The sequence below is a fragment of the Bradyrhizobium sp. JYMT SZCCT0428 genome (assembly GCF_018131075.1).
Classification (GTDB): Bacteria; Pseudomonadota; Alphaproteobacteria; order Rhizobiales; family Xanthobacteraceae; genus Bradyrhizobium.
The window spans coordinates 95,308-121,196 of record NZ_JAFCLS010000020.1 but is presented as its reverse complement, the minus strand read 5'-3'; the positions used below and the strand labels follow the sequence as shown (position 1 = coordinate 121,196).

The 25,889-nt window shown below is 62.1% G+C and carries 21 protein-coding genes; 20 read left to right on the top strand and 1 reads right to left on the bottom strand.

Going from position 1 to position 25,889, the window contains the following annotated elements; translation table 11 throughout:
* The first annotated feature begins 208 nt into the window (after positions 1 to 208).
* The 5 genes from rpoB to JQ575_RS21735 all read left to right on the top strand — a co-directional run bounded on the left by rpoB (position 209) and on the right by JQ575_RS21735 (position 14,553).
* A complete protein-coding gene (gene rpoB, locus JQ575_RS21755) occupies positions 209 to 4,327 on the top strand; it encodes a DNA-directed RNA polymerase subunit beta (RefSeq protein WP_212035214.1) in 4,119 nt (1,372 codons plus the stop codon).
* Between the two features lie 155 nt (positions 4,328 to 4,482).
* Positions 4,483 to 8,682: a DNA-directed RNA polymerase subunit beta' gene (rpoC, locus tag JQ575_RS21750; RefSeq protein WP_212035213.1), complete on the top strand. Its 4,200-nt coding sequence runs from the start codon at positions 4,483 to 4,485 to the stop codon at positions 8,680 to 8,682.
* A 257-nt stretch (positions 8,683 to 8,939) separates the two neighbouring features.
* Entirely contained in the window at positions 8,940 to 10,007 is a 1,068-nt protein-coding gene (locus JQ575_RS21745) for a helix-turn-helix transcriptional regulator (RefSeq protein ID WP_212035212.1), read from the top strand.
* Between the two features lie 309 nt (positions 10,008 to 10,316).
* Complete coding sequence (locus JQ575_RS21740) at positions 10,317 to 12,371, top strand: FAD-dependent oxidoreductase (RefSeq protein WP_212035211.1); 2,055 nt, start codon at positions 10,317 to 10,319, stop codon at positions 12,369 to 12,371.
* A gap of 139 nt (positions 12,372 to 12,510) precedes the next feature.
* Positions 12,511 to 14,553, top strand: a complete 2,043-nt coding sequence (locus JQ575_RS21735; protein WP_212035210.1) for an ABC transporter ATP-binding protein — start codon at positions 12,511 to 12,513, stop codon at positions 14,551 to 14,553.
* Here JQ575_RS21735 and JQ575_RS21730 read toward each other — a convergent pair.
* The gene (locus tag JQ575_RS21730) at positions 14,490 to 15,719 is read right to left on the bottom strand and encodes an NAD(P)/FAD-dependent oxidoreductase (protein WP_212035209.1); all 1,230 of its coding nucleotides are present in this window, start codon (positions 15,717 to 15,719) and stop codon (positions 14,490 to 14,492) included. The genes JQ575_RS21735 and JQ575_RS21730 overlap by 64 nt on opposite strands.
* 700 nt (positions 15,720 to 16,419) lie before the next feature.
* On the opposite strand from JQ575_RS21730, the gene rpsL reads away from it, so the two are divergent.
* The 15 genes from rpsL (at position 16,420) to rpsQ (ending at position 25,867) form a co-directional block, all read left to right on the top strand.
* Positions 16,420 to 16,791, top strand: a complete 372-nt coding sequence (gene rpsL, locus JQ575_RS21725; RefSeq protein ID WP_057849132.1) for a 30S ribosomal protein S12 — start codon at positions 16,420 to 16,422, stop codon at positions 16,789 to 16,791.
* A gap of 15 nt (positions 16,792 to 16,806) precedes the next feature.
* On the top strand, positions 16,807 to 17,277 hold the full coding sequence (gene rpsG / locus JQ575_RS21720) for a 30S ribosomal protein S7 (protein WP_192733871.1): 471 nt from the start codon (positions 16,807 to 16,809) through the stop codon (positions 17,275 to 17,277).
* Positions 17,278 to 17,307: 30 nt separating this feature from the next.
* Positions 17,308 to 19,380 carry an elongation factor G gene (fusA, locus tag JQ575_RS21715; RefSeq protein ID WP_212035208.1) on the top strand — a complete coding sequence of 691 codons (2,073 nt, stop codon included), beginning with the start codon at positions 17,308 to 17,310 and terminating at the stop codon, positions 19,378 to 19,380.
* Positions 19,381 to 19,419: 39 nt separating this feature from the next.
* A complete protein-coding gene (gene tuf / locus JQ575_RS21710) occupies positions 19,420 to 20,610 on the top strand; it encodes an elongation factor Tu (RefSeq protein ID WP_192733869.1) in 1,191 nt (396 codons plus the stop codon).
* An 89-nt stretch (positions 20,611 to 20,699) separates the two neighbouring features.
* Positions 20,700 to 21,008: a 30S ribosomal protein S10 gene (rpsJ, locus tag JQ575_RS21705; protein WP_002712302.1), complete on the top strand. Its 309-nt coding sequence runs from the start codon at positions 20,700 to 20,702 to the stop codon at positions 21,006 to 21,008.
* A 53-nt stretch (positions 21,009 to 21,061) separates the two neighbouring features.
* A complete protein-coding gene (rplC, locus tag JQ575_RS21700) occupies positions 21,062 to 21,784 on the top strand; it encodes a 50S ribosomal protein L3 (RefSeq protein ID WP_192733868.1) in 723 nt (240 codons plus the stop codon).
* Between the two features lies 1 nt (position 21,785).
* Positions 21,786 to 22,406, top strand: a complete 621-nt coding sequence (gene rplD / locus JQ575_RS21695; RefSeq protein ID WP_192733867.1) for a 50S ribosomal protein L4 — start codon at positions 21,786 to 21,788, stop codon at positions 22,404 to 22,406.
* Complete coding sequence (locus JQ575_RS21690; protein WP_192733866.1) at positions 22,403 to 22,702, top strand: 50S ribosomal protein L23; 300 nt, start codon at positions 22,403 to 22,405, stop codon at positions 22,700 to 22,702. The genes rplD and JQ575_RS21690 overlap by 4 nt, the downstream gene beginning before the upstream one ends.
* 12 nt (positions 22,703 to 22,714) lie before the next feature.
* Complete coding sequence (gene rplB, locus JQ575_RS21685) at positions 22,715 to 23,548, top strand: 50S ribosomal protein L2 (protein WP_211998086.1); 834 nt, start codon at positions 22,715 to 22,717, stop codon at positions 23,546 to 23,548.
* Between the two features lie 12 nt (positions 23,549 to 23,560).
* Positions 23,561 to 23,839 carry a 30S ribosomal protein S19 gene (rpsS, locus tag JQ575_RS21680; protein WP_027536815.1) on the top strand — a complete coding sequence of 93 codons (279 nt, stop codon included), beginning with the start codon at positions 23,561 to 23,563 and terminating at the stop codon, positions 23,837 to 23,839.
* 10 nt (positions 23,840 to 23,849) lie between these two features.
* The gene (gene rplV, locus JQ575_RS21675) at positions 23,850 to 24,236 is read left to right on the top strand and encodes a 50S ribosomal protein L22 (RefSeq protein ID WP_192733864.1); all 387 of its coding nucleotides are present in this window, start codon (positions 23,850 to 23,852) and stop codon (positions 24,234 to 24,236) included.
* A 17-nt stretch (positions 24,237 to 24,253) separates the two neighbouring features.
* Positions 24,254 to 24,952: a 30S ribosomal protein S3 gene (gene rpsC, locus JQ575_RS21670; RefSeq protein ID WP_192733863.1), complete on the top strand. Its 699-nt coding sequence runs from the start codon at positions 24,254 to 24,256 to the stop codon at positions 24,950 to 24,952.
* Positions 24,953 to 24,982: 30 nt separating this feature from the next.
* Positions 24,983 to 25,396, top strand: a complete 414-nt coding sequence (gene rplP / locus JQ575_RS21665; RefSeq protein WP_025588649.1) for a 50S ribosomal protein L16 — start codon at positions 24,983 to 24,985, stop codon at positions 25,394 to 25,396.
* A gap of 5 nt (positions 25,397 to 25,401) precedes the next feature.
* Positions 25,402 to 25,608: a 50S ribosomal protein L29 gene (gene rpmC / locus JQ575_RS21660; RefSeq protein WP_192733862.1), complete on the top strand. Its 207-nt coding sequence runs from the start codon at positions 25,402 to 25,404 to the stop codon at positions 25,606 to 25,608.
* A gap of 10 nt (positions 25,609 to 25,618) precedes the next feature.
* Positions 25,619 to 25,867, top strand: a complete 249-nt coding sequence (gene rpsQ, locus JQ575_RS21655; RefSeq protein ID WP_192733861.1) for a 30S ribosomal protein S17 — start codon at positions 25,619 to 25,621, stop codon at positions 25,865 to 25,867.
* Positions 25,868 to 25,889: the final 22 nt, after the last annotated feature.

Genomic DNA, 25,889 nt, shown 5'->3' with positions numbered 1-25,889 from the left:
TCCGTGAAGCGATGGTTGGACGGGCGAGGTGCAGTCATGCGCCTTGCGCGTCGTTTTGCGTTTTGAAGGTCTGGAGAACGGATTTGGGACTTAATTCCTGAATTTGGGCTTGGTTCCGGCGAAGCGATTCGAAAATTCAACCCGGGGGCGATGGCAGTCGCGCTTCGGAAGGTTCGTCCATCAAGGGCGACGAAAATGAGAGGCCACGATGGCGCAGCAGACATTCACCGGTCGCAAACGCATCCGCAAGTTTTTTGGACACATCAAGGAAGTCGCAGAGATGCCGAACCTCATCGAGGTTCAGAAGGCGTCCTACGACCAGTTCCTGATGGTCGATGAGCCGGTCGGCGGCCGTCTCGACGAGGGCCTGCAGGCAGTCTTCCGTTCGGTGTTCCCGATCTCGGATTTCTCCGGCACCTCGATGCTGGAGTTCGTCCGCTACGAATTCGAACCGCCGAAATACGACGTTGACGAGTGCCGTCAGCGCGGCATGACCTATGCGGCGCCGCTGAAGGTGACGCTGCGCCTGATCGTGTTCGATATCGACGAGGAAACCGGCGCCAAGTCGGTCAAGGACATCAAGGAGCAGGACGTCTACATGGGCGATATCCCGCTCATGACCATGAACGGCACCTTCGTCGTCAACGGCACCGAGCGCGTCATCGTCTCCCAGATGCACCGCTCCCCGGGCGTGTTCTTCGACCACGACAAGGGCAAGACCCATTCGTCCGGCAAGCTGCTGTTTGCCGCTCGCGTCATTCCGTACCGCGGTTCCTGGCTCGACATCGAGTTCGACGCCAAGGACATCGTGTTCGCGCGCATCGACCGCCGCCGCAAGATCCCCGTGACCTCGCTGATGTATGCGCTTGGTCTCGACGGCGAGACGATCCTGTCCACGTTCTACAAGAAGATCAATTACAAGCGCGCCAAGGAAGGCTGGCGCGTGCCGTTCGACGCCACCCGTTTCCGTGGCTATTCGACCATCAACGACCTGATCGACGCCGACACCGGCAAGGTCGTGCTCGAGGCCGGCAAGAAGCTGACCGTGCGCAGCGCGCGCCAGATGCAGGAAAAGGGCCTCAAGGCGCTGCGTCTGTCGGACGAAGAGCTGATCGGCAACTATCTGGCCGAGGACCTCGTCAACCCGAAGACCGGTGAAATCTACGCCGAAGCCGGCGAGGAATTGACCGAGAAGTCGCTGAAGGCGCTCAACGAGCAGGGCTACAAGGAACTGCCGCTGCTCGACATCGACCACGTCAATGTCGGCGCCTACATTCGCAACACGCTGCATGCCGACAAGAACATGACGCGTGAAGACGCACTGTTCGACATCTACCGCGTGATGCGTCCCGGCGAGCCGCCGACCATCGACTCGGCGCAGACCATGTTCCAGTCGCTGTTCTTCGACAGTGAGCGCTACGACCTGTCCGCGGTCGGCCGCGTCAAGATGAACATGCGCCTCGAACTCGACGCGCCCGACACCCACCGCACGCTGCGCAAGGAAGACATCCTGGCCGTCATCAAGACGCTGGTCGATCTGCGCGACGGCAAGGGCGAGATCGACGACATCGACCATCTCGGCAACCGCCGGGTGCGTTCGGTCGGCGAATTGATGGAAAACCAGTACCGCATCGGCCTGCTCCGCATGGAGCGCGCGATCAAGGAGCGTATGTCCAGTGTCGATATCGACACCGTGATGCCGCAGGACCTGATCAACGCCAAGCCGGCGGCTGCCGCGGTGCGCGAGTTCTTCGGCTCCTCGCAGCTGTCGCAGTTCATGGACCAGACCAACCCGCTGTCGGAGATCACCCACAAGCGCCGTCTCTCGGCGCTTGGACCGGGCGGTCTGACGCGCGAGCGCGCAGGCTTCGAAGTGCGCGACGTGCATCCGACGCATTACGGCCGTATCTGCCCGATCGAGACGCCGGAAGGCCCGAACATCGGTCTGATCAACTCGCTCGCGACCTTTGCGCGCGTCAACAAGTACGGCTTCGTCGAAACGCCCTACCGCAAGGTGAAGGACGGCCGCGTCACCGAGGAGGTCGTGTACCTCTCGGCGATGGAAGAGGGCCGTTATCGCGTGGCGCAAGCCAACGTGCCGCTCGACGCCAAGGGCCGCTTCACCGAGGACCTGATCATCTGCCGTCACGCCGGCGAAGTGTTGCCGATCACGCCTGACAAGGTCGACTACATGGACGTGTCGCCGAAACAGCTGGTTTCGGTTGCCGCGGCGCTGATCCCGTTCCTCGAGAACGACGACGCCAACCGCGCGCTGATGGGCTCGAACATGCAGCGCCAGGCGGTGCCGCTGGTTCGCGCCGAGGCGCCGTTCGTCGGCACCGGCATGGAAGGCGTGGTTGCGCGTGACTCCGGTGCTGCGATTGCAGCCCGCCGTTCCGGCGTGATCGACCAGATCGACGCTACCCGCGTCGTGATCCGCGCCACCGAGGATCTCGACCCCACCAAGTCAGGCGTCGATATCTACCGGCTGATGAAGTACCAGCGCTCCAACCAGTCGACCTGCATCAACCAGCGTCCGCTGGTGAAGGTCGGCGACATCGTCAAGAAGGGCGACATCATCGCCGACGGTCCCTCGACCGATCTCGGCGAACTCGCGCTCGGCCGCAACGTGCTGGTCGCGTTCATGCCGTGGAATGGCTACAACTTCGAAGACTCGATCCTGCTCTCCGAGAGAATCGTGAAGGACGACGTCTTCACCTCGATCCACATCGAGGAATTCGAGGTGATGGCCCGCGACACCAAGCTCGGTCCGGAGGAAATCACCCGCGACATTCCGAACGTTTCGGAAGAAGCGCTGAAGAATCTCGACGAAGCCGGCATCGTTTACATCGGCGCCGAAGTTCGCGCCGGCGACATCCTGGTCGGCAAGATCACGCCGAAGGGCGAAAGCCCGATGACGCCGGAAGAAAAGCTGCTGCGCGCCATCTTCGGCGAAAAGGCCTCCGACGTTCGCGACACCTCGCTCCGCGTGCCCCCGGGCGTGCAGGGCACGATCGTCGAAGTGCGCGTGTTCAACCGTCACGGCGTCGACAAGGACGAGCGTGCGCTGGCGATCGAGCGGGAAGAGATCGAGCGTCTCGCCAAGGACCGCGACGACGAGCAGGCGATTCTCGACCGTAACGTCTACGGCCGTCTGGCGGAGCTTCTGGAAAATCGCCAGGGCATCGCCGGTCCGAAGGGCTTCAAGAAGGACACCAAGATCACCCGTGCGGTGCTCGACGAGCATCCGCGCTCGCAGTGGTGGCTGTTCGCTTCGCCCAACGACAAGCTGATGGCTGAAATCGAGGCGATGCGGAAGCAGTACGACGAATCGAAGAAGGGCCTTGAACAGCGCTTCCTCGACAAGGTCGAAAAGCTGCAGCGTGGCGACGAATTGCCGCCCGGCGTGATGAAGATGGTCAAGGTCTTCGTCGCGGTGAAGCGCAAGATCCAGCCCGGCGACAAGATGGCCGGCCGTCACGGCAACAAGGGCGTGGTGTCCAAGATCGTTCCGATCGAGGACATGCCGTTCCTCGAGGACGGCACCCATGCCGACATCGTGCTCAATCCGCTGGGCGTGCCCTCGCGCATGAACGTCGGTCAGATTCTGGAGACGCATCTCGGCTGGGCCTGCGCGGGCCTCGGCAAGCGCATCGGCCAGACCATCGACAGCTATTATCAGAAGCAGGATCTCAAGCCGCTGCGCGAGACCCTGAAGAAGATCTATGGCGACGATGAAACCATCAAGACGATGAACGATGGCGAGTTGATGGAGCTTGGCAAGAACCTGAGCCACGGCGTGCCGATTGCAACGCCGGTGTTCGACGGTGCGAAGGAAGCCGACATCGAGGAGATGCTGAAGCTCGCGGGCTTCGACGCCTCGGGCCAGTCGACCGTCTATGACGGCCGGACCGGCGACGCCTTCGACCGCAAGGTGACGGTGGGCTACATCTACATGCTCAAGCTGCACCATCTCGTGGACGACAAGATCCATGCGCGTTCGATCGGACCGTACTCGCTCGTTACCCAGCAGCCGCTGGGCGGCAAGGCGCAGTTCGGTGGCCAGCGCTTCGGCGAAATGGAGGTCTGGGCGCTCGAAGCGTACGGCGCCGCCTACACGCTGCAGGAAATGCTGACCGTGAAGTCGGACGACGTCGCCGGCCGTACCAAGGTGTACGAGGCGATCGTTCGCGGCGACGACACGTTCGAGGCGGGTATCCCGGAATCGTTCAACGTGCTGGTCAAGGAAATGCGCTCGCTCGGCCTCAACGTCGACCTGCACAACTCCAAGGTCGGCCCGGCCACGACGTCCGAGGCGGCAGAGTAACGCCTACGAATTCATGTCCGGCGCATGCGGGCGAAGCCAAGTCTTCGCTCAGATGTGCCGGGCATTCGCACTCCGCTCGGACGTTGAGCAGGGCGCGCGCTGACAAAGGGTTTCGAATTTGCTGCCGGTGACGATCGGCACGCGAGGAGAAGACGATGAACCAAGAAATTATGAATCTCTTCAATCCGACGACGCCGGCTCAGGTCTTCGACCAGATCCGGATTTCGATTGCGTCTCCGGAGAAGATTCTGTCGTGGTCGTATGGCGAAATCAAGAAGCCGGAGACCATCAACTACCGGACCTTCAAGCCCGAGCGCGACGGCCTGTTCTGCGCCCGCATCTTCGGGCCGATCAAGGACTACGAGTGCTTGTGCGGCAAGTACAAGCGGATGAAGTACAAGGGCATCATCTGCGAAAAGTGCTCGGTCGAAGTGACGCTCTCCCGCGTCCGTCGCGAGCGCATGGGCCATATCGAACTGGCGGCGCCGGTTGCGCACATCTGGTTCCTGAAGTCGCTGCCGTCCCGCATCGGCCTTCTGCTCGACATGACGCTGAAGGATCTCGAGCGGATTCTGTACTTCGAATATTACGTCGTGCTGGAGCCGGGCCTGACCGCGCTCAAGGACCGTCAGCTCTTGTCGGAAGACGAGTATCTGAAGGCGCAGGACGAATACGGCCAGGACAGCTTCACCGCCATGATCGGCGCCGAGGCGATCCGCGAGCTGCTCAAGGGTCTCGAGCTCGAAAAGCTCGAAGCCTCGCTGCGCGCCGAGATGCAGGAAACTGAATCCGACATCAAGCACAAGAAGCTCGCCAAGCGCCTCAAGATCGTCGAAGCGTTCCGCTATTCCGGCAACAAGCCGGAGTGGATGATCCTGACCGTGGTGCCGGTGATTCCGCCGGACCTGCGTCCGCTGGTGCCGCTCGACGGCGGCCGCTTTGCGACCTCGGATCTCAACGACCTCTACCGCCGCGTCATCAACCGCAACAACCGCCTGAAGCGGCTGATGGAACTGCGTGCGCCCGACATCATCATCCGCAACGAAAAGCGCATGCTGCAGGAGGCCGTCGACGCCTTGTTCGACAACGGCCGCCGCGGCCGCGTCATCACCGGCGCCAACAAGCGTCCGCTGAAGTCGCTGGCCGACATGCTCAAGGGCAAGCAGGGCCGCTTCCGGCAGAACCTGCTCGGCAAGCGCGTCGACTATTCCGGCCGTTCGGTGATCGTGGTCGGTCCCGAACTGCGGCTGCATCAGTGCGGCCTGCCGAAGAAGATGGCGCTCGAACTGTTCAAGCCGTTCATCTATTCGCGGCTCGACGCCAAGGGTCTGTCCACCACGGTGAAGCAGGCCAAGAAGCTGGTCGAAAAAGAGCGTCCCGAGGTCTGGGACATCCTCGACGAGGTCATCCGCGAGCACCCCGTGCTGCTGAACCGCGCGCCGACGCTGCATCGCCTCGGCATTCAGGCGTTCGAGCCTGTCCTGATCGAGGGCAAGGCGATCCAGCTGCATCCCTTGGTCTGCGCCGCCTTCAACGCCGACTTCGACGGCGACCAGATGGCCGTGCACGTTCCGCTGTCGCTTGAAGCGCAGCTGGAAGCGCGCGTCCTGATGATGTCAACCAACAACATCCTGCATCCGGCGAACGGCCAGCCGATCATCGTGCCGTCGCAGGACATCGTGCTCGGCCTCTATTACGTGTCGATCATGCGCGAAGGCCTGCCCGGCGAGGGCAAGATCTTCGGTGAGATGGCCGAACTCGAGCACGCCCTGCATTCGAAGGTCATCCACCTCCACACCAAGATCAAGTACCGGTGGGAAGGCATCGACGAGACCGGCAAGGTGTCGAAGCGCTGGATCGAAACCACCGCGGGCCGCGTCATGCTCGGCAATTTGCTGCCGAGCTCGGCGAAGATTTCGTACGACATCATCAACAAGCTGATGACCAAGCGCGAAATCTCCGGCGTCATCGACCAGGTCTACCGTCACTGCGGTCAGAAGGAGACGGTGATCTTCTGCGACCGCATCATGGCGCTCGGCTTCTACAACGCGTTCAAGGCCGGCATTTCGTTCGGCAAGGACGACATGGTCGTGCCGCACTCCAAGTGGAAGATCGTCGACACCACCCGTACGCTGGCGAAGGATTTCGAGCAGCAGTACAATGACGGCCTGATCACCCACGGCGAGAAGTACAACAAGGTGGTCGACGCCTGGTCGAAGGCGACCGAAGAAATCGCCAAGGAGATGATGAAGGAAATCTCCTCGACCAAGAAGAACGCCAAGGGCGCCGACGCCGACATCAACTCGATCTACATGATGGCGCATTCGGGCGCGCGCGGTTCGCCGGCCCAGATGCGTCAGCTCGCCGGTATGCGCGGCCTGATGGCCAAGCCGTCGGGTGAGATCATCGAGACGCCGATCATTTCCAACTTCAAGGAAGGTCTGTCGGTGCTCGAATACTTCAACTCGACCCACGGCGCCCGCAAGGGCCTCGCGGACACCGCGTTGAAGACCGCGAACTCGGGCTACCTGACGCGCCGTCTGGTCGACGTGGCGCAGGACTGCATCATCACGCAGGACGATTGCGGCACCAAGCTCGGCATCAAGATGCGCGCCATCGTCGATGCCGGCACGGTCGTGGCGTCGCTGGCGTCCCGCATTCTCGGCCGCACCGCGGGCGAGGACCTGCGCGATGCTGCGACCAACAAGGTCGTGGTCAAGCGCGGCACGCTGATGGAAGAAATGCATGTCGACGCCATCCAGCAGGCCGGCATCCAGGAAGTGAAGATCCGCTCCGCCCTGACCTGCGAACTCGTCAACGGCATCTGCGGCAAGTGCTACGGCCGCGATCTGGCCCGCGGCACGCCGGTCAACCATGGTGAAGCGGTTGGCGTCATCGCGGCGCAGTCGATCGGTGAACCCGGTACCCAGCTGACGATGCGTACGTTCCACATCGGCGGCGCGGCGCAGATCAACGAGCAGTCGTTCATCGAGTCGAACTTCGACGGCAAGGTGACCATCAAGAACAAGGCCATCGCCAAGAACAGCGAAGGTCATCTGATCGCGATGGTCCGCAACATGGTCGTTGCGATCACCGACGCCGACGGCACCGAGCGTGCGACCCACCGCATTCAGTACGGCGCGCGCATGCACGTCGACGAAGGCGACATGGTCAAGCGCGGCCAGCGGATCGCCGAATGGGATCCGTACAGCCGTCCGGTTCTCACCGAAGTCGAGGGCACCATCGGGTTCGAGGATCTGGTCGAAGGCCAGTCGATCTCGGAAACGCTCGACGAATCCACCGGTATCGCCAAGCGCGTCGTCATCGACTGGCGCGCCTCGCGTGGCGGCGCGGATCTGCGTCCGGCCATCGTGGTCAAGGGCAAGGACGGCAAGGTCCTGAAGCTCGCGCGTGGTGGCGATGCCCGCTACATGCTGTCGGTCGACGGCATTCTGTCGGTCGACACCGGCGCGAAGGTGAAGGGCGGCGACATCCTGGCGCGTATTTCCACGGAAAGCGCCAAGACCCGCGACATCACCGGCGGTCTGCCGCGCGTCGCCGAACTGTTCGAGGCTCGCAAGCCAAAGGATGCGGCGATCATCGCGGAAATCGCGGGCACGATCCGTTTCGGCCGCGACTACAAGAACAAGCGCCGCATCTCGATCGAGCCGATGGACAAGACCGAGGAGACCAGGGAGTACCTGATCCCGAAGGGCAAGCACATCCATCTGCAGGACGGCGACATCGTCGAAAAGGGCGATTTCATCGTCGAAGGCAATCCGGCACCGCACGACATCCTGGCGATCAAGGGCATCGAGGAACTCGCTGCCTATCTGGTCAACGAAATCCAGGAAGTCTACCGGCTGCAGGGCGTGCTCATCAACGACAAGCACATCGAGGTGATTGTCCGTCAGATGCTGCAGAAGGTCGAGATCACCGACCAGGGCGAGACCGACATGATCTCGGGCGAGCAGGTCGACAAGATCGAGTTCGACGCGCTCAACCTCAAGGCCAAGGAAGAGGGCAAGAAGCCCGCCACGGGAACGCCGGTTCTGCTCGGCATCACCAAGGCGAGCCTGCAGACCCGCTCGTTCTTCTCGGCGGCCTCGTTCCAGGAGACCACCCGCGTGCTCACCGAAGCCGCCGTCAACGGCAAGGTGGACCCGCTGGAGGGCCTCAAGGAGAACGTCATTGTCGGCCGGCTGATCCCGGCGGGCACCGGCGCCTCGATGGCCAAGATCCGCGAAGTCGCGGTCAAGCGCGACAAGCTGATTCTCGACGAACGCGAGAAGCAGGCCGCGATCGTGCCGACCGCTCCGGAAGCGGAACCGCTGGCGCTGCCGCCCGCGGAATAGGGCTTCCGCACGAATACGCGTAAGAGAAAAAGGCCGGCGCAAGCCGGCCTTTTTGCTGGGGCATGGGCGTTCACGTGTCGCTGTGACACAGCCCGGTTCCTTCAAACGGGAGAGCCCATTGGGAAGCTGGCTCTCCTTTGTCGACGGCGTGTCCTGGTGCTTCACCCGCAAAGCGGGGGCGTGCTATCAATAGATGAATCGTATCCGGGCAACCACTTTCACGGTTTTCCATGAGCGAAATGGATCAATCAGAACACTTGATCGACCGCATTTACGAGGCGGGGCTGATTCCTTCGCTTTGGCCGGCTGTGCTTGGCGAACTCGGTGCGGCGACCAGCGGTAGCGGCGGGTTTATGTTCGCCGTGCGGGACGGATACGTCAGCGCGGTCAATTCAGTCGAATATGACGAGACCATGCCGCTGTTTCTGAGAGACGGATGGAGTGAACGCGATCCGAATCTGCCGCGCGCCATCGCGCTGAATCATGCAGGCTTCCTCACGGACGGCGATCTTCTGTCGGATGAGGAAATTGCAACCAACGACGTCTATTGCAATTTTTACCGCAAATACGGTCTCGGCTACCGGGCCGGCACGATCATCCCGATACCGAGCGGCGATTCGATCGCAATCGTCGTGCCGCGGCACCAGGATCTTGGTCCGGTGCCGCGCGAGATCGTCACCTTCCTGGATGGACTGCGGCCGCATTTGGCGCGGGCATCGCTGACGGCAAACCGCCTTGGCTTCGAGCGCGCACGCGCCCAGGCGGACGCGTTGCAGGCGCTGGGCCTGCCCGGCGCCGTGCTGCGCGCGCGCGGCCAGGTGTTCGCGGCCAACGGCCTGTTCGAAGCCTTGATGCCTGCGCTGTTTGAAGACCGGGCCGAGCGCGTGACAATGACGGATGTGACGGCGGATGCGCTGCTGGCCGAAGCGGTCGCTGCGCGGCCTCTTGGGGATGGCCGGATCATCAAGTCCATACCGGTTGCGGCGACGGCCAATTATCTGCCGATGGTCCTGCACGTCATTCCCGTCCGCGGGACCGCGCGCGACATTTTCACACAAGCGAGCGTGCTGCTTGTGGTGACGCCGGTCGATCGCGCCGCGGTGCCGACCGCCGAAGTCCTGCAAGGCCTGTTCGACCTGACGCCGGCGGAAGCGCGTGTGGCGCGCGGCATCAGCGAGGCCCGCACGATCGAAGTACTCGCAGGGACGCTTGGTGTCAGCCGCGAAACGGTGCGCACTCAGCTCAAGTCCGTGCTCGCGAAAACAGGCCTTTCGCGGCAGCAGGAACTGATCAGCCTGCTCGCCGGCAAGGCGTTCCCGAAATAGCAAAACGTCCGCGGGAATCCGATAGCGAACTCCACGTCTGCGGGAATAAGGCCGGCGGTTCTGCTTGCCGCTACCGGGGCTGCGAATTCACACACGACGACGCCCGATCAACCACCGGCGCCGAAATCCCCGTAAGAGTACGGATTTGGATAAAAAAGCGCAGTTATGGCGGGCTCCCTGGCGCTTTCCGGCATTGCTGCGATGCGCGGACCTGCTTTGTTCATCTTCCCTTCAGGGTGAAAAGCGCTTTTGCTAAGGAGACTTAAACCGGCTGCACTTTGGGGGCAGGCGGGAACTTGCGGAAAACACATGCTCGATCTTGCAATCGTAGGCGGCGGCCCGGGCGGGCTGATGAGCGCCTGGTATCTGAAAAAGAAGCTCGGCGATCTCTGCCGCATCACGATTTACGAGGCGTCCGACCGGGTCGGCGGCAAGATCGTCACGCGCAAATTCGATTCGGCGCCCGCGATGTACGAGGCCGGCGTTGCCGAGATCTATGATTACTCGATGACCGGCCCGGATCCGCTGCGCGAGCTGATCCAGCATTTCGGCCTGCAGACAATTCCGATGGACGCCGAGCAGGTGCAGTTCGACGGCGAACTCCTCAACGACGTGCCGGGCATGCGCCGCAAATATGGTGCAGAGACCGCAGCCGCGATCGAGGGCTTCCGCAAGCGCTGCAGCGATATGGTATCGCCGATCGAATATTACGAAGGCGTCGGCGCCCACGATAACGAGCATCCGTGGGCCTACATGACCGCCGAGGAACTGCTCGAAAAGTTCGTCGACGACGATACCGCCAAGCGATTCTTCAAGGTGATGGCCCGCTCCGACATCGCGACCGAGCCCCACAACACCAACGGGCTGAACGCGCTGAAGAACTTCGTGATGGATGTCGACGGCTATATCGGGCTGTATTCGATCCAGAACGGCAACGAACAACTGGTCGATTGCCTGCGCAGCGAAGTCACGGCCGATATCCAGCTCAATCACCGGGTGCTCCAGGTCGGCAAGACGTCCTCCGGCCGCTATCAGCTCAACATGATGAACGGCAAGGGACCGGAGACGCGGGACTTCGATCTCGTGGTGATGTGCCTGCCGCATTCCTGGCTCGGCACGATGCGCTGGAACGGCGAAGAGCTGCGCAAGTCGATGGTCAAGCACGTCGCCTATTTCGACCGGCCCGCGCATTATCTGCGGGTCTCGATCCTGTTCGACGAACCGTTCTGGGGCGAGAAGATCCCCGGCGCCTGGTTCATGTCGGAGGCATTCGGCGGCTGCTGCGTCTACAACGAGGGCGCGCGTCATGATGTGGGCAAGCACGGCGTCCTGAACTGGCTGATCGCGGGTTCCGATGCGCTGGCGTTTGCCAATCTCAGCGATCAGGAACTGATCGACGCCGCGCTGAAGTCGCTGCCGGCCTCGCTCGGCACCGCACGTGACTATTTCAAGGAAGGCAAGATCCATCGCTGGCTGTCGTCAGTGAATGCGCTGCCGGGCGGCTTGCCGGTGCGCGACGTCATGACCAACCACCGGCCCGAGCCGAAGGAACATCCGGGGATCGTCGTGGTCGGCGACTATCTGTTCGACTCCACGCTGAACGGACTGCTCGACTCCTCCGACGCCGCCACCGACATCATCGTCTCCGAGATGATGCGGCTGCGCCGCGCACGCGCGCAGGCGGGCGGGGCGCTCTCCGACAAGATCGACCGCGATTATTTCCAGAATTATCGCGGGCTTGGCCCCTACAGCGAGGTCTGGAGCGAGTTTACCGACCCGGCCTATCTGACGGACCTGATCAAGATCGTCTGGAACCGGGCGAGGGGCTACAAGCTGCTGATCGCGGGCTCCGCCAGCGGCGAACTGGTCGGCGCGCTGCGCGAGCGCGGCATCGACGCCTGGGGCATCGAAAACAACCGGGCCATCCATGCCCGGACGCCGAAGGCGCTGAAGAAATTCAACAAGCTCGGCTCGATCGTCGATATGCCGTTCAAGGACGGCGAATTCGATTTCGTGTTCGAGACCAGCCTGTGCCACGTCGCGGAGAAGCAGGTCCCGCGCGCGGTGCGCGAACTGAACCGGGTGATCAAGACCGGGCTGCTGTTCGGCTCCGTCACATCGGACACGCCGCCGGCGCTGATCGACCGTTACGACCTCCTGCGCGGGGTGAAGAAGCTCGGCACCTGGTGGGAATGGTCGGAGTTGTTCTTCGGCAACGGATTCGACCTCTCAATGCATCGCCGCGACGTCACCGATGCATTGTGGGCGGCGACGCTTGCCGCCAACAAGGGGCCGGGGCAGTGGTACGCCGACTCCGACAGCCTGCGCTATTCGTTCTTCGACAAGGTGGAGTCCGAAGACTGATCGGCAGCCGCCGCTACTCGGATTGTTTGCCAATTGTTTTGCCGAATTCATCCTGATCGCATAGGATCGGCGCGGTAGCGTCCACCGCTATCGCGTTTCGATTTGCGGTCATGCCGGCCGTGCAGCATCGGTTGGTTTCATGGCGCCAAAGCCTCCTTCTTCGGATCAGAATCCCGCGCCAGCGGACGATCCTGAGCTTGCGAAGAGGCTCGCGCTCGAGGCTGTCGCCAGCGGCAAGCCGGCCGGCGTGCCCGCCGCCGATGACGGCATAAAAGACAAAAAAGCCAAGAAGGACGAGGACGACGACGAGCTGGAGCTCGACGACGATGACGACGAGGACCTCGTCGTCTTCACCGCGAAGGAAGCCGCCGGCGCGATGGCGACTGTCTACGGCTTCGTCAGGCCGTATCTGGGCAATTACAGGAAGCCATTGGCGATCGTCTCCTTCGGCGTGCTGGTCGAGACGCTGTTCAATGTCATCATGCCGCTCAGCCTGAAGTTCCTGATCGACGACGCGCTCGGCGAAGAGGATTTCCAGGCGCTGTACAAGATCCTCGGCGTGCTCGCGGTCGCCGGCATCATCACCTCGATCGTCGCGATCTGGTATGAGCGCTGGGATGCGCGGCTGGCGGCCGGCATCATTTCCGATGTCCGGACGCGGTTGTTCGAGCATGTCCAGGGCTTGCCGACGAGCTATTTCGCCCGCACCAAGCGTGGCGAAATTCTCTCGCGCTTCTCGATCGACCTCTCGGCGTTCGAGGGGGCGGTCAAGACCTTTGCCAACAGCGCGGCGCTGCCGTTCCTCGAACTGATCGCCGGCATCATCCTGATGCTGTTCCTGAACTGGCAGCTCGCGGCCGTCGCGCTTCTGGTGTTTCCGATCACGCTGATCGGCCCGCGGATCCTGACACCGAAGGCGGTGCAGGCCAATTACGAGCAGAAGCTGAATGAATCAGCGCTGCTCGGCATGGTGCAGGAAAACGTCGCGGCCCAGGCGGTGGTGAAAGCCTTCAGCCTGCAGCGCCGCGCGTTCAGCTGGTTCTCCCTGCGCAACCAGGATGTCCGCATCAAGACCGCGTCCGCGGTGTTCCTGTCGACCATGGTGGAACGCACCGTCACCATCTCGGTGCTGTTGCTGCATCTGGTGGTGCTCGCGATCGGCGCCTATCTCGCCACCACGGGCCAGATCACCATCGGCACCTTCGTGACCTTCGAGAGCGCGTTCTGGGAGGTGTCCTACAACATCGCCCATCTGATGCATTTCATTCCGGTGTCGATCCAGGCGGCCGCATCGGTGCGGCATATGCAGGAACTGCTGGACGAGCCGACCCGCGGGGCCGACCGCGCCGGCGCGCCCGATCTGCCGCGCATCACCAACGACATCACCTTCGATCGCGTGACCTTCCAGTACGAGGGCAGCGAGACGCCGGTGCTCGACAATCTCAGCCTCAAGCTCAATGCCGGCAAGCGCATCGCCATCGTCGGACCCAGCGGCTCCGGCAAGAGCACGTTGCTCAATCTGATCCTGCGGCTCTACCAGCCCGACGAGGGGCGCCTGACCATCGACGGCGTCGACGTCCGCCGCGTCACCCTGGAATCGCTGCGCCGGAGCATGGCGGTCGTGTTCCAGGAGAACATGCTGTTCAACATGTCGATCCGCGAAAACATTCGGCTCGGCAAGGAAGGCGCGACCGACGAAGAGGTCGAGGAGGCCGCCAAGAAGGCCGAGATTCACCAGTACATCATGAGCCTGCCGCAGAGATACGACACGCCGGTCGGCGAACGCGGCGATACGCTGTCGGGCGGCCAGCGCCAGCGCATCGCGATCGCGCGCGCCGTCATCCGCAATCCGTCCGTCCTGCTGCTCGACGAGGCGACGTCCGCGCTCGACCAGACCACGGAAGCTGCGATCAATCGCACGCTGCTGAAGGTCGCGGAGGGACGCACCATGATCTGGTCGACGCACCGTCTGACGTCGGTGGTCGAGATGGACGAGATCATCGTGATTTCAAACGGCAAGGCGATCGAGCGCGGCTCGCACGCGGAACTGCTTGCCCGCAATGGCGCCTACCGCAAGCTCTGGGACGACCAGGGCCACAAGCCGCACAATGCGGCCGGTCAGGCGGACGACGACAATGAGGACGACGACGATGATGAGGACGAGGACGACGAGGAGGAGTGAGCGTGGGTTTTTGCTTCCGCGCTGATTGCCTTGCGTAGCCGTCGCAAATTGCCTTCGCCAAACCACGCCAGGAACCGCGCCAGGCGTTGTGCGCGCCAGTAGATGCCGCGGTCCAGCGTGACCTTGCGGAAGCTGAAGGCCTTCGCCATCGACCAGGCGTCGCAGGCCTGCTTGACCGGATCTTCGTAATAGGACGCGATCTTGGCTTCGTTCATGCCCTCGGTCGTCAGCCAGGCGGGAATATGGACGTTGCAGAGCTGGGTGACGTCAGTGAGTACCTTGTCGGTGCCGGTGCCCGTGACGGGGCAGGTGGTGGCGAAGGCGTCGCCGACCAGGACGATGCCGGGCTGCCGATAGCCTGTGCTGACGTGGAGATCCGCTGGCCTGATCTTGACGTCGCCTGAAACGGTATACTCGCCGGTGATGCGGCGCAGCCGCGGCAGCGCGGCATTCATGGTCTCGACCGGCTTTTGCCGCATCTCGCGCAGCCAGGGATCGTCGGCCTCGCGATAGGCGAACAGATTGGCCCGCATCTTGGTGCCGACCGGAAACAGCGTGAGATAAGGGATCCGGCCGCTCGGACGTTCCGAGAAATAGGTCAGCGCCGGAAATGCGAAAGCGGCGCGACCGGCGGGCGCAAGGTCGAATCCGATCGAGATCGAGTGACACGGGCTGATGATCTGGCGTTCGATGCCGAGATTGCGGCGCAGCCCGATGTTCAACCCATTGGCCAGCACCACCAGCCGCGCCGAGATCGATTCGCCGTTCGACAGCGTGAGCTTCTGGCGATCGTCGCTGGTCGAGACATCCGTGACCTTGGCGTAGACCAGTTCGGCAGGCTTGGGGATTTCGGACCGAATCGCCATGATCAGCGCGTCATACATGATGCCGAATTGCTGGCTGGGCCGCTTGTCGAGCAGATAGCCGGCCCGCGCGATCCAGTTTTCGCCGTCATGGGTGGTCGAACGCAGCAGCGAATCGGCGAATCCCGTCTTCTGCAAAAGGTCGACCTGGCTGCCGCCGCTCAGCTTTTCGACGCGAAAATCGAACGGATAATTTTCATGCGGGTCGATCAGGAGCGTCGGAATCCCGGCGCGTCCGAGCATCGCGGCCGCAGTCGAGCCGGCGAGGCCGCCCCCGATAATTGCAATGTCGGTGTACCGCATAGGAATTTCCGGCCTTGAAGGGCTAGTTTTGCGCCGGGAAAGGCAAATAAAGGCTTAGCTTGGCAATCTGCTTTGGACGGGAACCCGGGGAATTATGTTTCTGGATATATTTACCCGGGTAAAATTGGCGAGAATCGCTGGCACGGTTCGATTCGAAGAAGCGGGGAGCGTCGCCGATTTCGCTACGCATCGGTTCACGCGAAGCTCTGAATCTGCAGGTGCCATAGGCGTTTCCTGCGTTGTCGTTTCGCTTGACTTAGCTACCCACGGCTTATAGAAGACCCCCACTTCACGACAGGCGGTGAGCGTCGCCAGCGTCGGAACGGAACACCCTTCAAATCCTTATGGACCCAAATCCTTCTGGACTGAGACGGGCACCAACCTCGACGAATGCCGCTCAAACGCTGTCGATCATATAGCTAGGCAATGCCAGTGCGATTTTAGTTCTCTTGAGCACGTTCTCTTGAGAGTGAACTCGGATGCATGACCTCGGTAGCAGGCCGAACAGCGAACGCTGATCGGCCTTCGGTCGCGGTCCTCTGTGGCGTCGAAGCGCTTTCCGCTCAGCAATGAGTGGTTGGCGCGATTTCGTTTTGCGTGGGTGTTTTCCTGTGCAAGGCGGCCGAACGGGGCGGCTAGTCCCGAGAAGAATTTGCGAAGCCATCTCCGGTTTCGCGCGAACTAAAGGGTGAAGGCTGACATGCCGACGATCAACCAGCTGATCGCAAAACCGCGTACCGTGCAGAAGTCGCGCAAGAAGGTGCCGGCGCTGCAGCAGTCGCCGCAGAAGCGCGGCGTTTGCACGCGCGTCTATACCACGACCCCGAAGAAGCCGAACTCGGCGCTTCGTAAGGTTGCCAAGGTGCGCCTGACCAACGGCTTCGAAGTGATCGGCTACATCCCCGGTGAAGGCCATAACCTGCAGGAGCACTCGGTGGTCATGATCCGCGGCGGCCGCGTCAAGGATTTGCCCGGCGTGCGCTACCACATTCTCCGCGGCGTCCTCGATACCCAGGGCGTCAAGAACCGTAAGCAGCGTCGTTCGAAGTACGGCGCGAAGCGTCCGAAGTAAGCGGGAACAGCCAAGATGTCTCGTCGCCATTCAGCTGAAAAGCGTGAAGTGAACCCGGATCCGAAGTTCGGGAACATCATCATTACGAAGTTCATGAATTCGATCATGTACGACGGCAAGAAGTCTGCCGCCGAGAGCATCGTCTACGGCGCGCTCGCCATGATCGAGGCCAAGACCAAGCAGGGCCCGCTGCCGGTGTTCGAGCAGGCGCTGGAAAACGTCATGCCGACCATCGAAGTGCGTTCGCGCCGCGTCGGCGGCGCCACCTACCAGGTGCCGGTTGAAGTGCGTTCCGTCCGCCGTCAGGCGCTCGGCATTCGCTGGATCATCACCGCGGCGCGCGATCGCAACGAGAAGACGATGACGGAGCGGCTCTCGGCCGAGCTGCTCGACGCGTCGAATAACCGGGGGAACGCCGTCAAGAAGCGTGAAGACGTGCACCGGATGGCTGAAGCCAACCGCGCCTTCTCGCACTATCGCTGGTAACGGCGAAACACGGATTTTAAGGAACAACCCATGCCCCGCGTTCATGCCATAGAGAACTACCGCAACTTCGGTATCATGGCGCATATCGATGCCGGCAAGACCACGACCACCGAGCGCATCCTTTATTACACCGGCAAGAGCCACAAGATCGGCGAAGTGCACGAAGGTGCTGCGACGATGGACTGGATGGAGCAGGAGCAGGAGCGCGGCATTACGATTACGTCGGCTGCGACCACCGCGTTCTGGGAAGGCAAGCGCCTCAACATCATCGACACTCCCGGCCACGTCGACTTCACCATTGAAGTCGAGCGTTCGCTGCGCGTGCTCGACGGCGCGGTATGCGTGCTCGACTCGAACCAGGGCGTTGAACCCCAGACCGAAACCGTCTGGCGTCAGGGCGACAAGTACCGCGTTCCGCGCATCGTCTTCGCCAACAAGATGGATAAGACCGGCGCCGACTTCTACAAATGCATGCAGGATATTGTCGATCGCCTCGGCGCCAAGCCGATTGCGATCCAGCTTCCGATCGGCTCCGAAAACAACTTCAAGGGCCTGGTCGATCTCGTCCGCATGAAGGGCGTAGTCTGGGAAGAAGAGAAGCTCGACGCCAAGTTCGTCGACATCGATATTCCCGAGGACATGGTCGAGAAGGCCAATGAATATCGCGAGAAGCTGCTGGAAGCCGCCGTCGAACTCGACGACGACGTTCTTGCTGCTTACCTCGACGGCAAGGAGCCCGATGTCGCGACCTTGAAGCGCATGATCCGCAAGGCCGTGCTGACCGGCGCGTTCTTCCCGGTGCTGTGCGGTTCGGCGTTCAAGAACAAGGGCGTGCAGCCGCTGCTCGACGCGGTCGTGGACTATCTGCCGTCGCCGGTCGACGTGCCCGCGATCAAGGGCATCGATGAAGACGGCAACGAAGTCACCCGCAAGGCCGACGACAAGGAGCCGCTGGCTCTGCTCGCGTTCAAGATCATGGACGACCCGTTCGTCGGCACCATCACCTTCTGCCGCATCTATTCGGGTGTGCTGATGAGCGGTACCGGCGTCGTCAACTCGACCCGCGAGAAGAAAGAACGTATCGGCCGCATGCTTTTGATGCATGCGAACAACCGCGAAGACATCAAGGAAGCCTATGCCGGCGACATCGTTGCTTTGGCGGGCCTGAAGGAAGCGCGCACCGGTGACACGCTGTGCGATCCCGACAAGCAGGTGATCCTGGAAAAGATGGAATTCCCGGAGCCGGTGATCGAAATCGCGATCGAGCCGAAGTCGAAGGCCGACCAGGAGAAGCTCGGCGTCGCACTGGCGAAGCTCGCTGCGGAAGATCCGTCGTTCCGGGTGTCGACCGATCAGGAGTCCGGCCAGACCATCCTCAAGGGCATGGGCGAACTCCATCTCGACATCAAGGTCGACATCCTGCGCCGTACCTACAAGGTCGATGCGAACATTGGCGCGCCGCAGGTGGCGTTCCGTGAGCGCGTCACCAAAAAGGCCGAGGTCAAGTACACGCACAAGAAGCAGACCGGCGGTACCGGTCAGTTCGCCGAAGTTTCGATCGTGGTCGAGCCGAACGAGCCCGGCAAGGGCTACGAGTTCGAGTCCAAGGTTGTTGGTGGTTCGGTGCCGAAGGAATACATCCCCGGCGTCGAAAAGGGCCTCAACAGCGTGATGGGCTCGGGTGTCGTCGCCGGCTTCCCGGTGGTCGACGTCAAGGTGACGCTGGTCGACGGCAAGTATCACGACGTCGACTCGTCGGCGCTGGCCTTCGAAATCGCATCGCGCGCGGCATTCCGCGAAGCGCTGACGAAGGGCAAGTCCGTCCTGCTCGAGCCGATCATGAAGGTCGAAGTGGTGACCCCGGAAGACTATACCGGTTCGGTCATCGGCGATCTGAATTCGCGGCGCGGCCAGATCCAGGGTCAAGACATGCGCGGCAACGCCAACGTCATCAACGCGATGGTGCCGCTCATGAACATGTTCGGCTACGTGAATAACCTGCGCTCGATGAGCCAGGGACGCGCGACCTTTACGATGCAATTCGATCACTACGCGGAAGCACCCGCGAACGTGTCCGCAGAAGTCCAGAAGAAGTTTGCCTGATTGTCGTTGGCGGCAGTCAACGATTAAACGGAGAGTCAAATGGCCAAAGCAAAATTTGAACGTAACAAACCGCACTGCAATATCGGAACCATCGGTCACGTCGACCATGGCAAGACCTCGCTGACCGCAGCGATCACCAAGGTGCTGGCTGAAACCGGCGGTGCGACGTTCACGGCGTACGACCAGATCGACAAGGCGCCCGAAGAAAAGGCGCGCGGCATCACGATCTCGACCGCTCACGTCGAATACGAAACCGCGAACCGGCACTACGCCCACGTCGATTGCCCGGGCCACGCCGACTACGTCAAGAACATGATCACCGGTGCGGCGCAGATGGACGGCGCGATCCTGGTTGTGTCGGCCGCCGACGGCCCGATGCCGCAGACCCGCGAGCACATCCTGCTCGCCCGTCAGGTCGGCGTTCCCGCGCTCGTCGTGTTCCTGAACAAGTGCGACATGGTCGACGATCCGGAACTGCTCGAACTGGTCGAGATGGAAGTCCGCGAACTGCTTTCGAAGTACGAGTTCCCGGGCGACACCATCCCGATCATCAAGGGTTCGGCTCTGGCCGCCCTCGAAGACAAGGACAAGAAGCTCGGCCACGATGCGGTTCTCGAGCTGATGAAGGCCGTCGACGAAAGCATCCCGCAGCCGGCGCGTCCGATCGACCAGCCGTTCCTGATGCCGGTCGAAGACGTGTTCTCGATCTCGGGCCGCGGCACCGTGGTGACCGGCCGTGTCGAACGCGGCATCGTCAAGGTCGGCGAGGAAATCGAAATCGTCGGTCTGCGCGATACCCAGAAGACCATCGTCACCGGCGTCGAAATGTTCCGCAAGCTGCTCGATCAGGGCCAGGCCGGCGACAACATCGGTGCGCTGCTGCGTGGTACCAAGCGCGAGGAAGTCGAGCGTGGCCAGGTGCTGTGCAAGCCGGGTTCGGTTAAGCCGCACACCAAGTTCAAGGCTGAGGCTTACATCCTGACCAAGGAAGAGGGCGGTCGTCACACCCCGTTCTTCACCAACTACCGGCCGCAGTTCTACTTCCGCACCACCGACGTGACCGGCGTCGTGCATCTGCCCGAAGGCACCGAAATGGTGATGCCGGGCGACAACATCGCGATGGAAGTGCACCTGATCGTGCCGATCGCGATGGAAGAGAAGCTCCGCTTCGCGATCCGCGAAGGTGGCCGCACCGTCGGCTCGGGTGTCGTCTCCGCCATCATTGAGTAAGCGAACAGGAATTGGCGAGTGGCGGATGAAATCATCCGCTACTTGCTAGCCACCATTCGCAAATACGACGACAAAGAAAGACAGCGGCAATGAACGGCCAAAATATTCGCATCCGTCTCAAGGCGTTCGACCATCGAATTCTCGATACGTCGACCCGCGAGATCGTGAACACGGCGAAACGTACCGGTGCTCAGGTTCGCGGACCCATTCCGCTGCCCACCCGCATCGAGAAGTTCACCGTCAACCGTTCGCCGCACGTCGACAAGAAGAGCCGTGAGCAGTTCGAGATGCGCACCCACAAGCGCCTGCTCGACATTGTCGACCCGACCCCGCAGACCGTCGATGCTTTGATGAAGCTCGACCTGGCCGCCGGTGTCGACGTCGAGATCAAGCTCTAAGATTTTTTTAGATCGTCCGTAGTTAGCGGACAGAAAGAACAGGAAGCACGCCGATGCGCTCCGGAGTGATCGCACAAAAGGTCGGGATGACGCGGGTCTTTACGGAGACCGGTGAACATATCCCAGTGACCGTGCTGAAGCTGGGCAATTGCCAGGTTCTGGGCCACCGCACGACCGAGAAGAACGGTTACGTTGCGCTGCAGCTCGGTTCCGGTACCCGCAAGACCGTCTATCTGCCCAAGGCAGAGCGCGGCCAGTTTGCGGTGTCCAAGGTCGAGCCCAAGCGGAAGGTTACCGAGTTTCGCGTGTCTGAGGACGCGCTGATCCCGGTTGGCGCCGAAATTCAGGCGGACCATTTCGTGGTCGGCCAGTTCGTCGACGTCACCGGCACCTCGGTCGGTAAGGGGTTTGCCGGCGGCATGAAGCGCTGGAACTTCGGCGGTCTTCGCGCCACCCACGGTGTGTCGGTTTCGCATCGTTCGATCGGTTCGACCGGCGGACGTCAGGATCCGGGCAAGACCTTCAAGAACAAGAAGATGCCCGGTCACATGGGCGTCGATCGCATCACCACGCTCAATCTGCGCGTCGTGCAGACCGACGTCGAGCGCGGCCTGATCCTCGTCGAGGGCGCCGTTCCCGGCTCCAAGGGCGGTTGGATCTCGGTGCGTGATGCGGTGAAGAAGCCGTTGCCGAAGGAAGCTCCGAAGCCCGGCAAGTTCAGGGTTGTCGGCGGCGCCGAGCAGGCTGCTGCACCGGCCGAGCAGGAGGGCGCGTGAGATGGAACTGAAAGTCACGACCCTTGAGGGCAAGGAAGCCGGTTCGGTCCAGCTGTCCGATGAGATTTTCGGCCTGGAGCCGCGCAAGGACATCATCCAGCGCTGCGTCAACTGGCAGCTCGCCAAGCGACAGGCCGGCACGCACAAGACGCAGGGCCGCGCCGATGTCTGGCGCACCGGCAAGAAGATGTACAAGCAGAAGGGCACCGGCGGTGCTCGTCACGGTTCGGCCCGCGTTCCGCAGTTCCGCGGCGGTGGCCGTGCGTTCGGTCCGGTGGTGCGCTCGCACGCCTTCGCCCTGCCCAAGAAGGTGCGCGCACTGGCACTTCGCCATGCGCTCTCCGCCAAGGCAAAGGACGGCGGGCTGATCGTGATCGAATCGGCGACGCTCGAGGCCGCCAAGACCAAGGCTCTGGTCGGGCATTTCTCGGGTCTCGGCCTGACCAATGCGCTGATCATCGACGGCGCCGAGGTCAACACCGGTTTCGCGACCGCGGCCCGCAACATTCCGAACATCGACGTGCTGCCGATCCAGGGCATCAACGTCTATGACATTCTGCGCCGTCACAAGCTGGTGCTGACCAAGTCGGCGGTGGATGCGCTGGAGGCGCGCTTCAAATGAAGAATATCGATCCGCGCCATTACGACGTGATCGTTGCCCCGGTGGTGACCGAAAAGGCGACTGTCGCGTCCGAGCACAACAAGGTTGTGTTCAAGGTTGCCTCCAAGGCGACCAAGCCGCAAATCAAGGAAGCCGTCGAGAAGCTGTTCGACGTCAAGGTGAAGAGCGTGAACACGCTGGTCCGCAAAGGCAAGACCAAGGTGTTCCGCGGCAATTTCGGTTCGCAGTCGGATGTGAAGCGGGCGATCGTGACCCTCGAAGAGGGCCACCGCATCGACGTCACCACCGGACTATAAGGCGTTACGACGATGGCATTGAAAACATACAATCCGACGACGCCGGGCCAGCGCCAGCTGGTGATGGTCGACCGTTCGGCGCTGTACAAGGGCAAGCCTGTCAAGGCGTTGACCGAGGGCAAGCAGAGCAATGGCGGCCGCAACAACACCGGCCGTATCACGGTTCGCTTTCGTGGCGGTGGCCACAAGAAGGCCTACCGGATGGTCGATTTCAAACGCGACAAGGTCGACGTTTCCGCGACCGTCGAGCGCCTGGAATACGATCCGAACCGCACCGCGTTCATCGCGCTGATCAAGTATGCCGATGGCGAGCAGGCCTACATCCTGGCGCCGCAGCGGCTGGCCGCGGGCGACACCGTCGTTGCCGGCAACTATGTCGACGTGAAGCCCGGCAATGTCATGCCGCTCGGCAACATGCCGGTCGGCACGATCGTCCACAATATCGAGATGAAGATCGGCAAGGGTGGCCAGATCGCACGTTCCGCCGGCACCTACGCCCAGATCGTCGGCCGTGATCAGGACTACGTCATTCTGCGCCTGAACTCGGGCGAGCAGCGCCTGGTGCACGGCCGTTGCCGCGGCACCATCGGTGCGGTGTCGAACCCCGATCACATGAACATCTCGATCGGCAAGGCCGGCCGTACCCGCTGGCTGGGCTGGCGTCCGCATAACCGCGGCGTCGTCATGAACCCGATCGACCATCCGCACGGCGGCGGCGAAGGCCGCACCTCGGGCGGCCGCCACCCGGTGACCCCGTGGGGCAAGCCGACCAAGGGCAAGAAGACCCGTTCGAATAAGTCGACCAACAGATTCATCCTCCTAAGCCGCCACAAGCGGAAGAAGTAAGGAACGCCGGACATGGTTCGTTCAGTCTGGAAAGGCCCGTTCGTCGAAGGCTCTCTGCTCAAGAAAGCAGATGCCGCGCGCGCGTCCGGCCGTCACGACGTCATCAAGATCTGGAGCCGCCGCTCGACCATCCTGCCGCAGTTCGTCGGCCTGGTCTTCGGTGTCTACAACGGCCAGAAGCATGTGCCGGTATCGGTCAACGAGGAAATGGTGGGTCACAAGTTCGGCGAATTCTCGCCGACCCGTACCTTCCATGGCCATTCTGGCGACAAGAAAGCCAAGAAGGCTTGAGGAATAAGCGATGAGCAAACCAAAGCGCGAAAGAGTGCTCGCGGATAACGAGGCCAAGGCTGTGGCCCGGATGCTGCGCGTGAGCCCGCAGAAGCTTAATCTTGTCGCGCAGCTGATCCGCGGCCGGAAGGCGTCTGCGGCACTGGCCGACCTGCAGTTCTCGCGCAAGCGGATCGCGGTCGACGTCAAGAAGTGCCTGGAATCGGCGATCGCGAACGCCGAGAACAACCACGACCTCGAGGTCGACGATCTGGTCGTCGCCGAGGCCCATGTCGGCAACGGCATCGTGATGAAGCGCTTTTCGCCGCGCGGCCGTGGCCGTTCGGGTCGTATCTACAAACCGTTCTCGCACCTGACCATCGTGGTTCGTCAGGTCGAGGCCGAGGCTGGCGCTTAAGGGCGCGGGAGAAGACGATGGGTCAAAAAATCAATCCAATCGGACTGCGTCTCGGCATCAACCGTACGTGGGATTCCCGTTGGTTCGCCGGCAAGAACGAGTACGGCAAGCTGCTGCATGAGGACGTGCGGATCCGTGAGATCCTCCACAAGGAACTCAAGCAGGCAGCCGTCGCCCGCATCGTGATCGAGCGTCCGCACAAGAAGTGCCGCGTGACGATCCATTCGGCGCGTCCGGGCGTCGTGATCGGCAAGAAGGGCGCCGACATCGACAAGCTGCGCAAGCGGGTTGCCGACATCACGGCTTCCGACGTCGTCATCAACATCGTCGAAATCCGCAAGCCTGAACTCGACGCCACCCTGGTCGCCGAATCGATCGCCCAGCAGCTCGAGCGCCGCGTCGCATTCCGCCGCGCCATGAAGCGCGCGGTGCAGTCGGCGATGCGTCTTGGCGCCGAAGGCATTCGTATCAACTGCTCGGGCCGTCTCGGCGGCGCCGAAATCGCGCGTATGGAATGGTATCGCGAAGGTCGCGTTCCCTTGCACACGCTGCGCGCCGACGTCGATTACGGCGTCGCGACTGCGTTCACGACATTCGGTACCTGCGGCGTCAAGGTCTGGATCTTCAAAGGCGAGATCCTCGAGCACGATCCGATGGCCCAGGACAAGAAGATGGCCGAAGGCGACAATACCCGTCCGCGTCGCGACGCTGCTTGAGACATTAGAGAAGGTTTGAGGGCGTAAGCCATGATGCAACCAAAGAAAACGAAGTTCCGGAAGGCGCATAAGGGCCGTATCCACGGCGTTGCGACTTCGGGCGCGACGTTGTCGTTCGGACAGTTCGGCCTGAAGGCGATGGCGCCCGAGCGCATCACCGCCCGTCAGATCGAAGCCGCACGCCGCGCGCTGACCCGTCACATGAAGCGCGCCGGCCGCGTCTGGATCCGCGTGTTTCCGGACCTGCCGGTGTCGAAGAAGCCCGCCGAAGTCCGCATGGGCTCGGGCAAGGGTACGCCGGAATTGTGGGTGGCCCGGGTCAAGCCCGGCCGCGTGATTTTCGAGATCGACGGCGTCACGGTGCAGACCGCAAAGGAAGCGCTCTCGCTCGCCGCCGCCAAGCTGCCGATCAAGACGCGCTTCGTCGCGCGCATTGCGGAGTAACATTCATGGCCGAGATGAAGACCGCCGACATTCGCGCGATGAGCGACGATCAGAGGGAGGACGCCGTCCTCAACCTGAAGAAAGAGCGTTTCAACCTGCGTTTCCAGCGCGCCACCGGGCAGCTGGAGAACACTACGCGGCTGCGTGAAGCCCGCCGCGATATCGCCCGCATCAAGACCATCGCCGCGCAAGCGCGCGCGAAGAAGAAGTAAGAGGCCGGATATGCCGAAACGAACCCTTCAGGGCGTGGTCGTGAGCGACAAGCAAGCCAAGACCATCGTGGTGCGCGTCGATCGCCGCTTCACCCACCCGATCTACAAGAAGACGATCCGCCGCTCCAAGAACTACCACGCGCACGACGAGAACAACGAGTTCAAGCCGGGCGACATGGTGTGGATCGAGGAGAGCAAGCCGATCTCGAAGTTGAAGCGCTGGACGGTTGTCCGGGGCGAACAGAAGAAAACGGCCTGAAGCAGGTCGGGCTTAGTTGGCC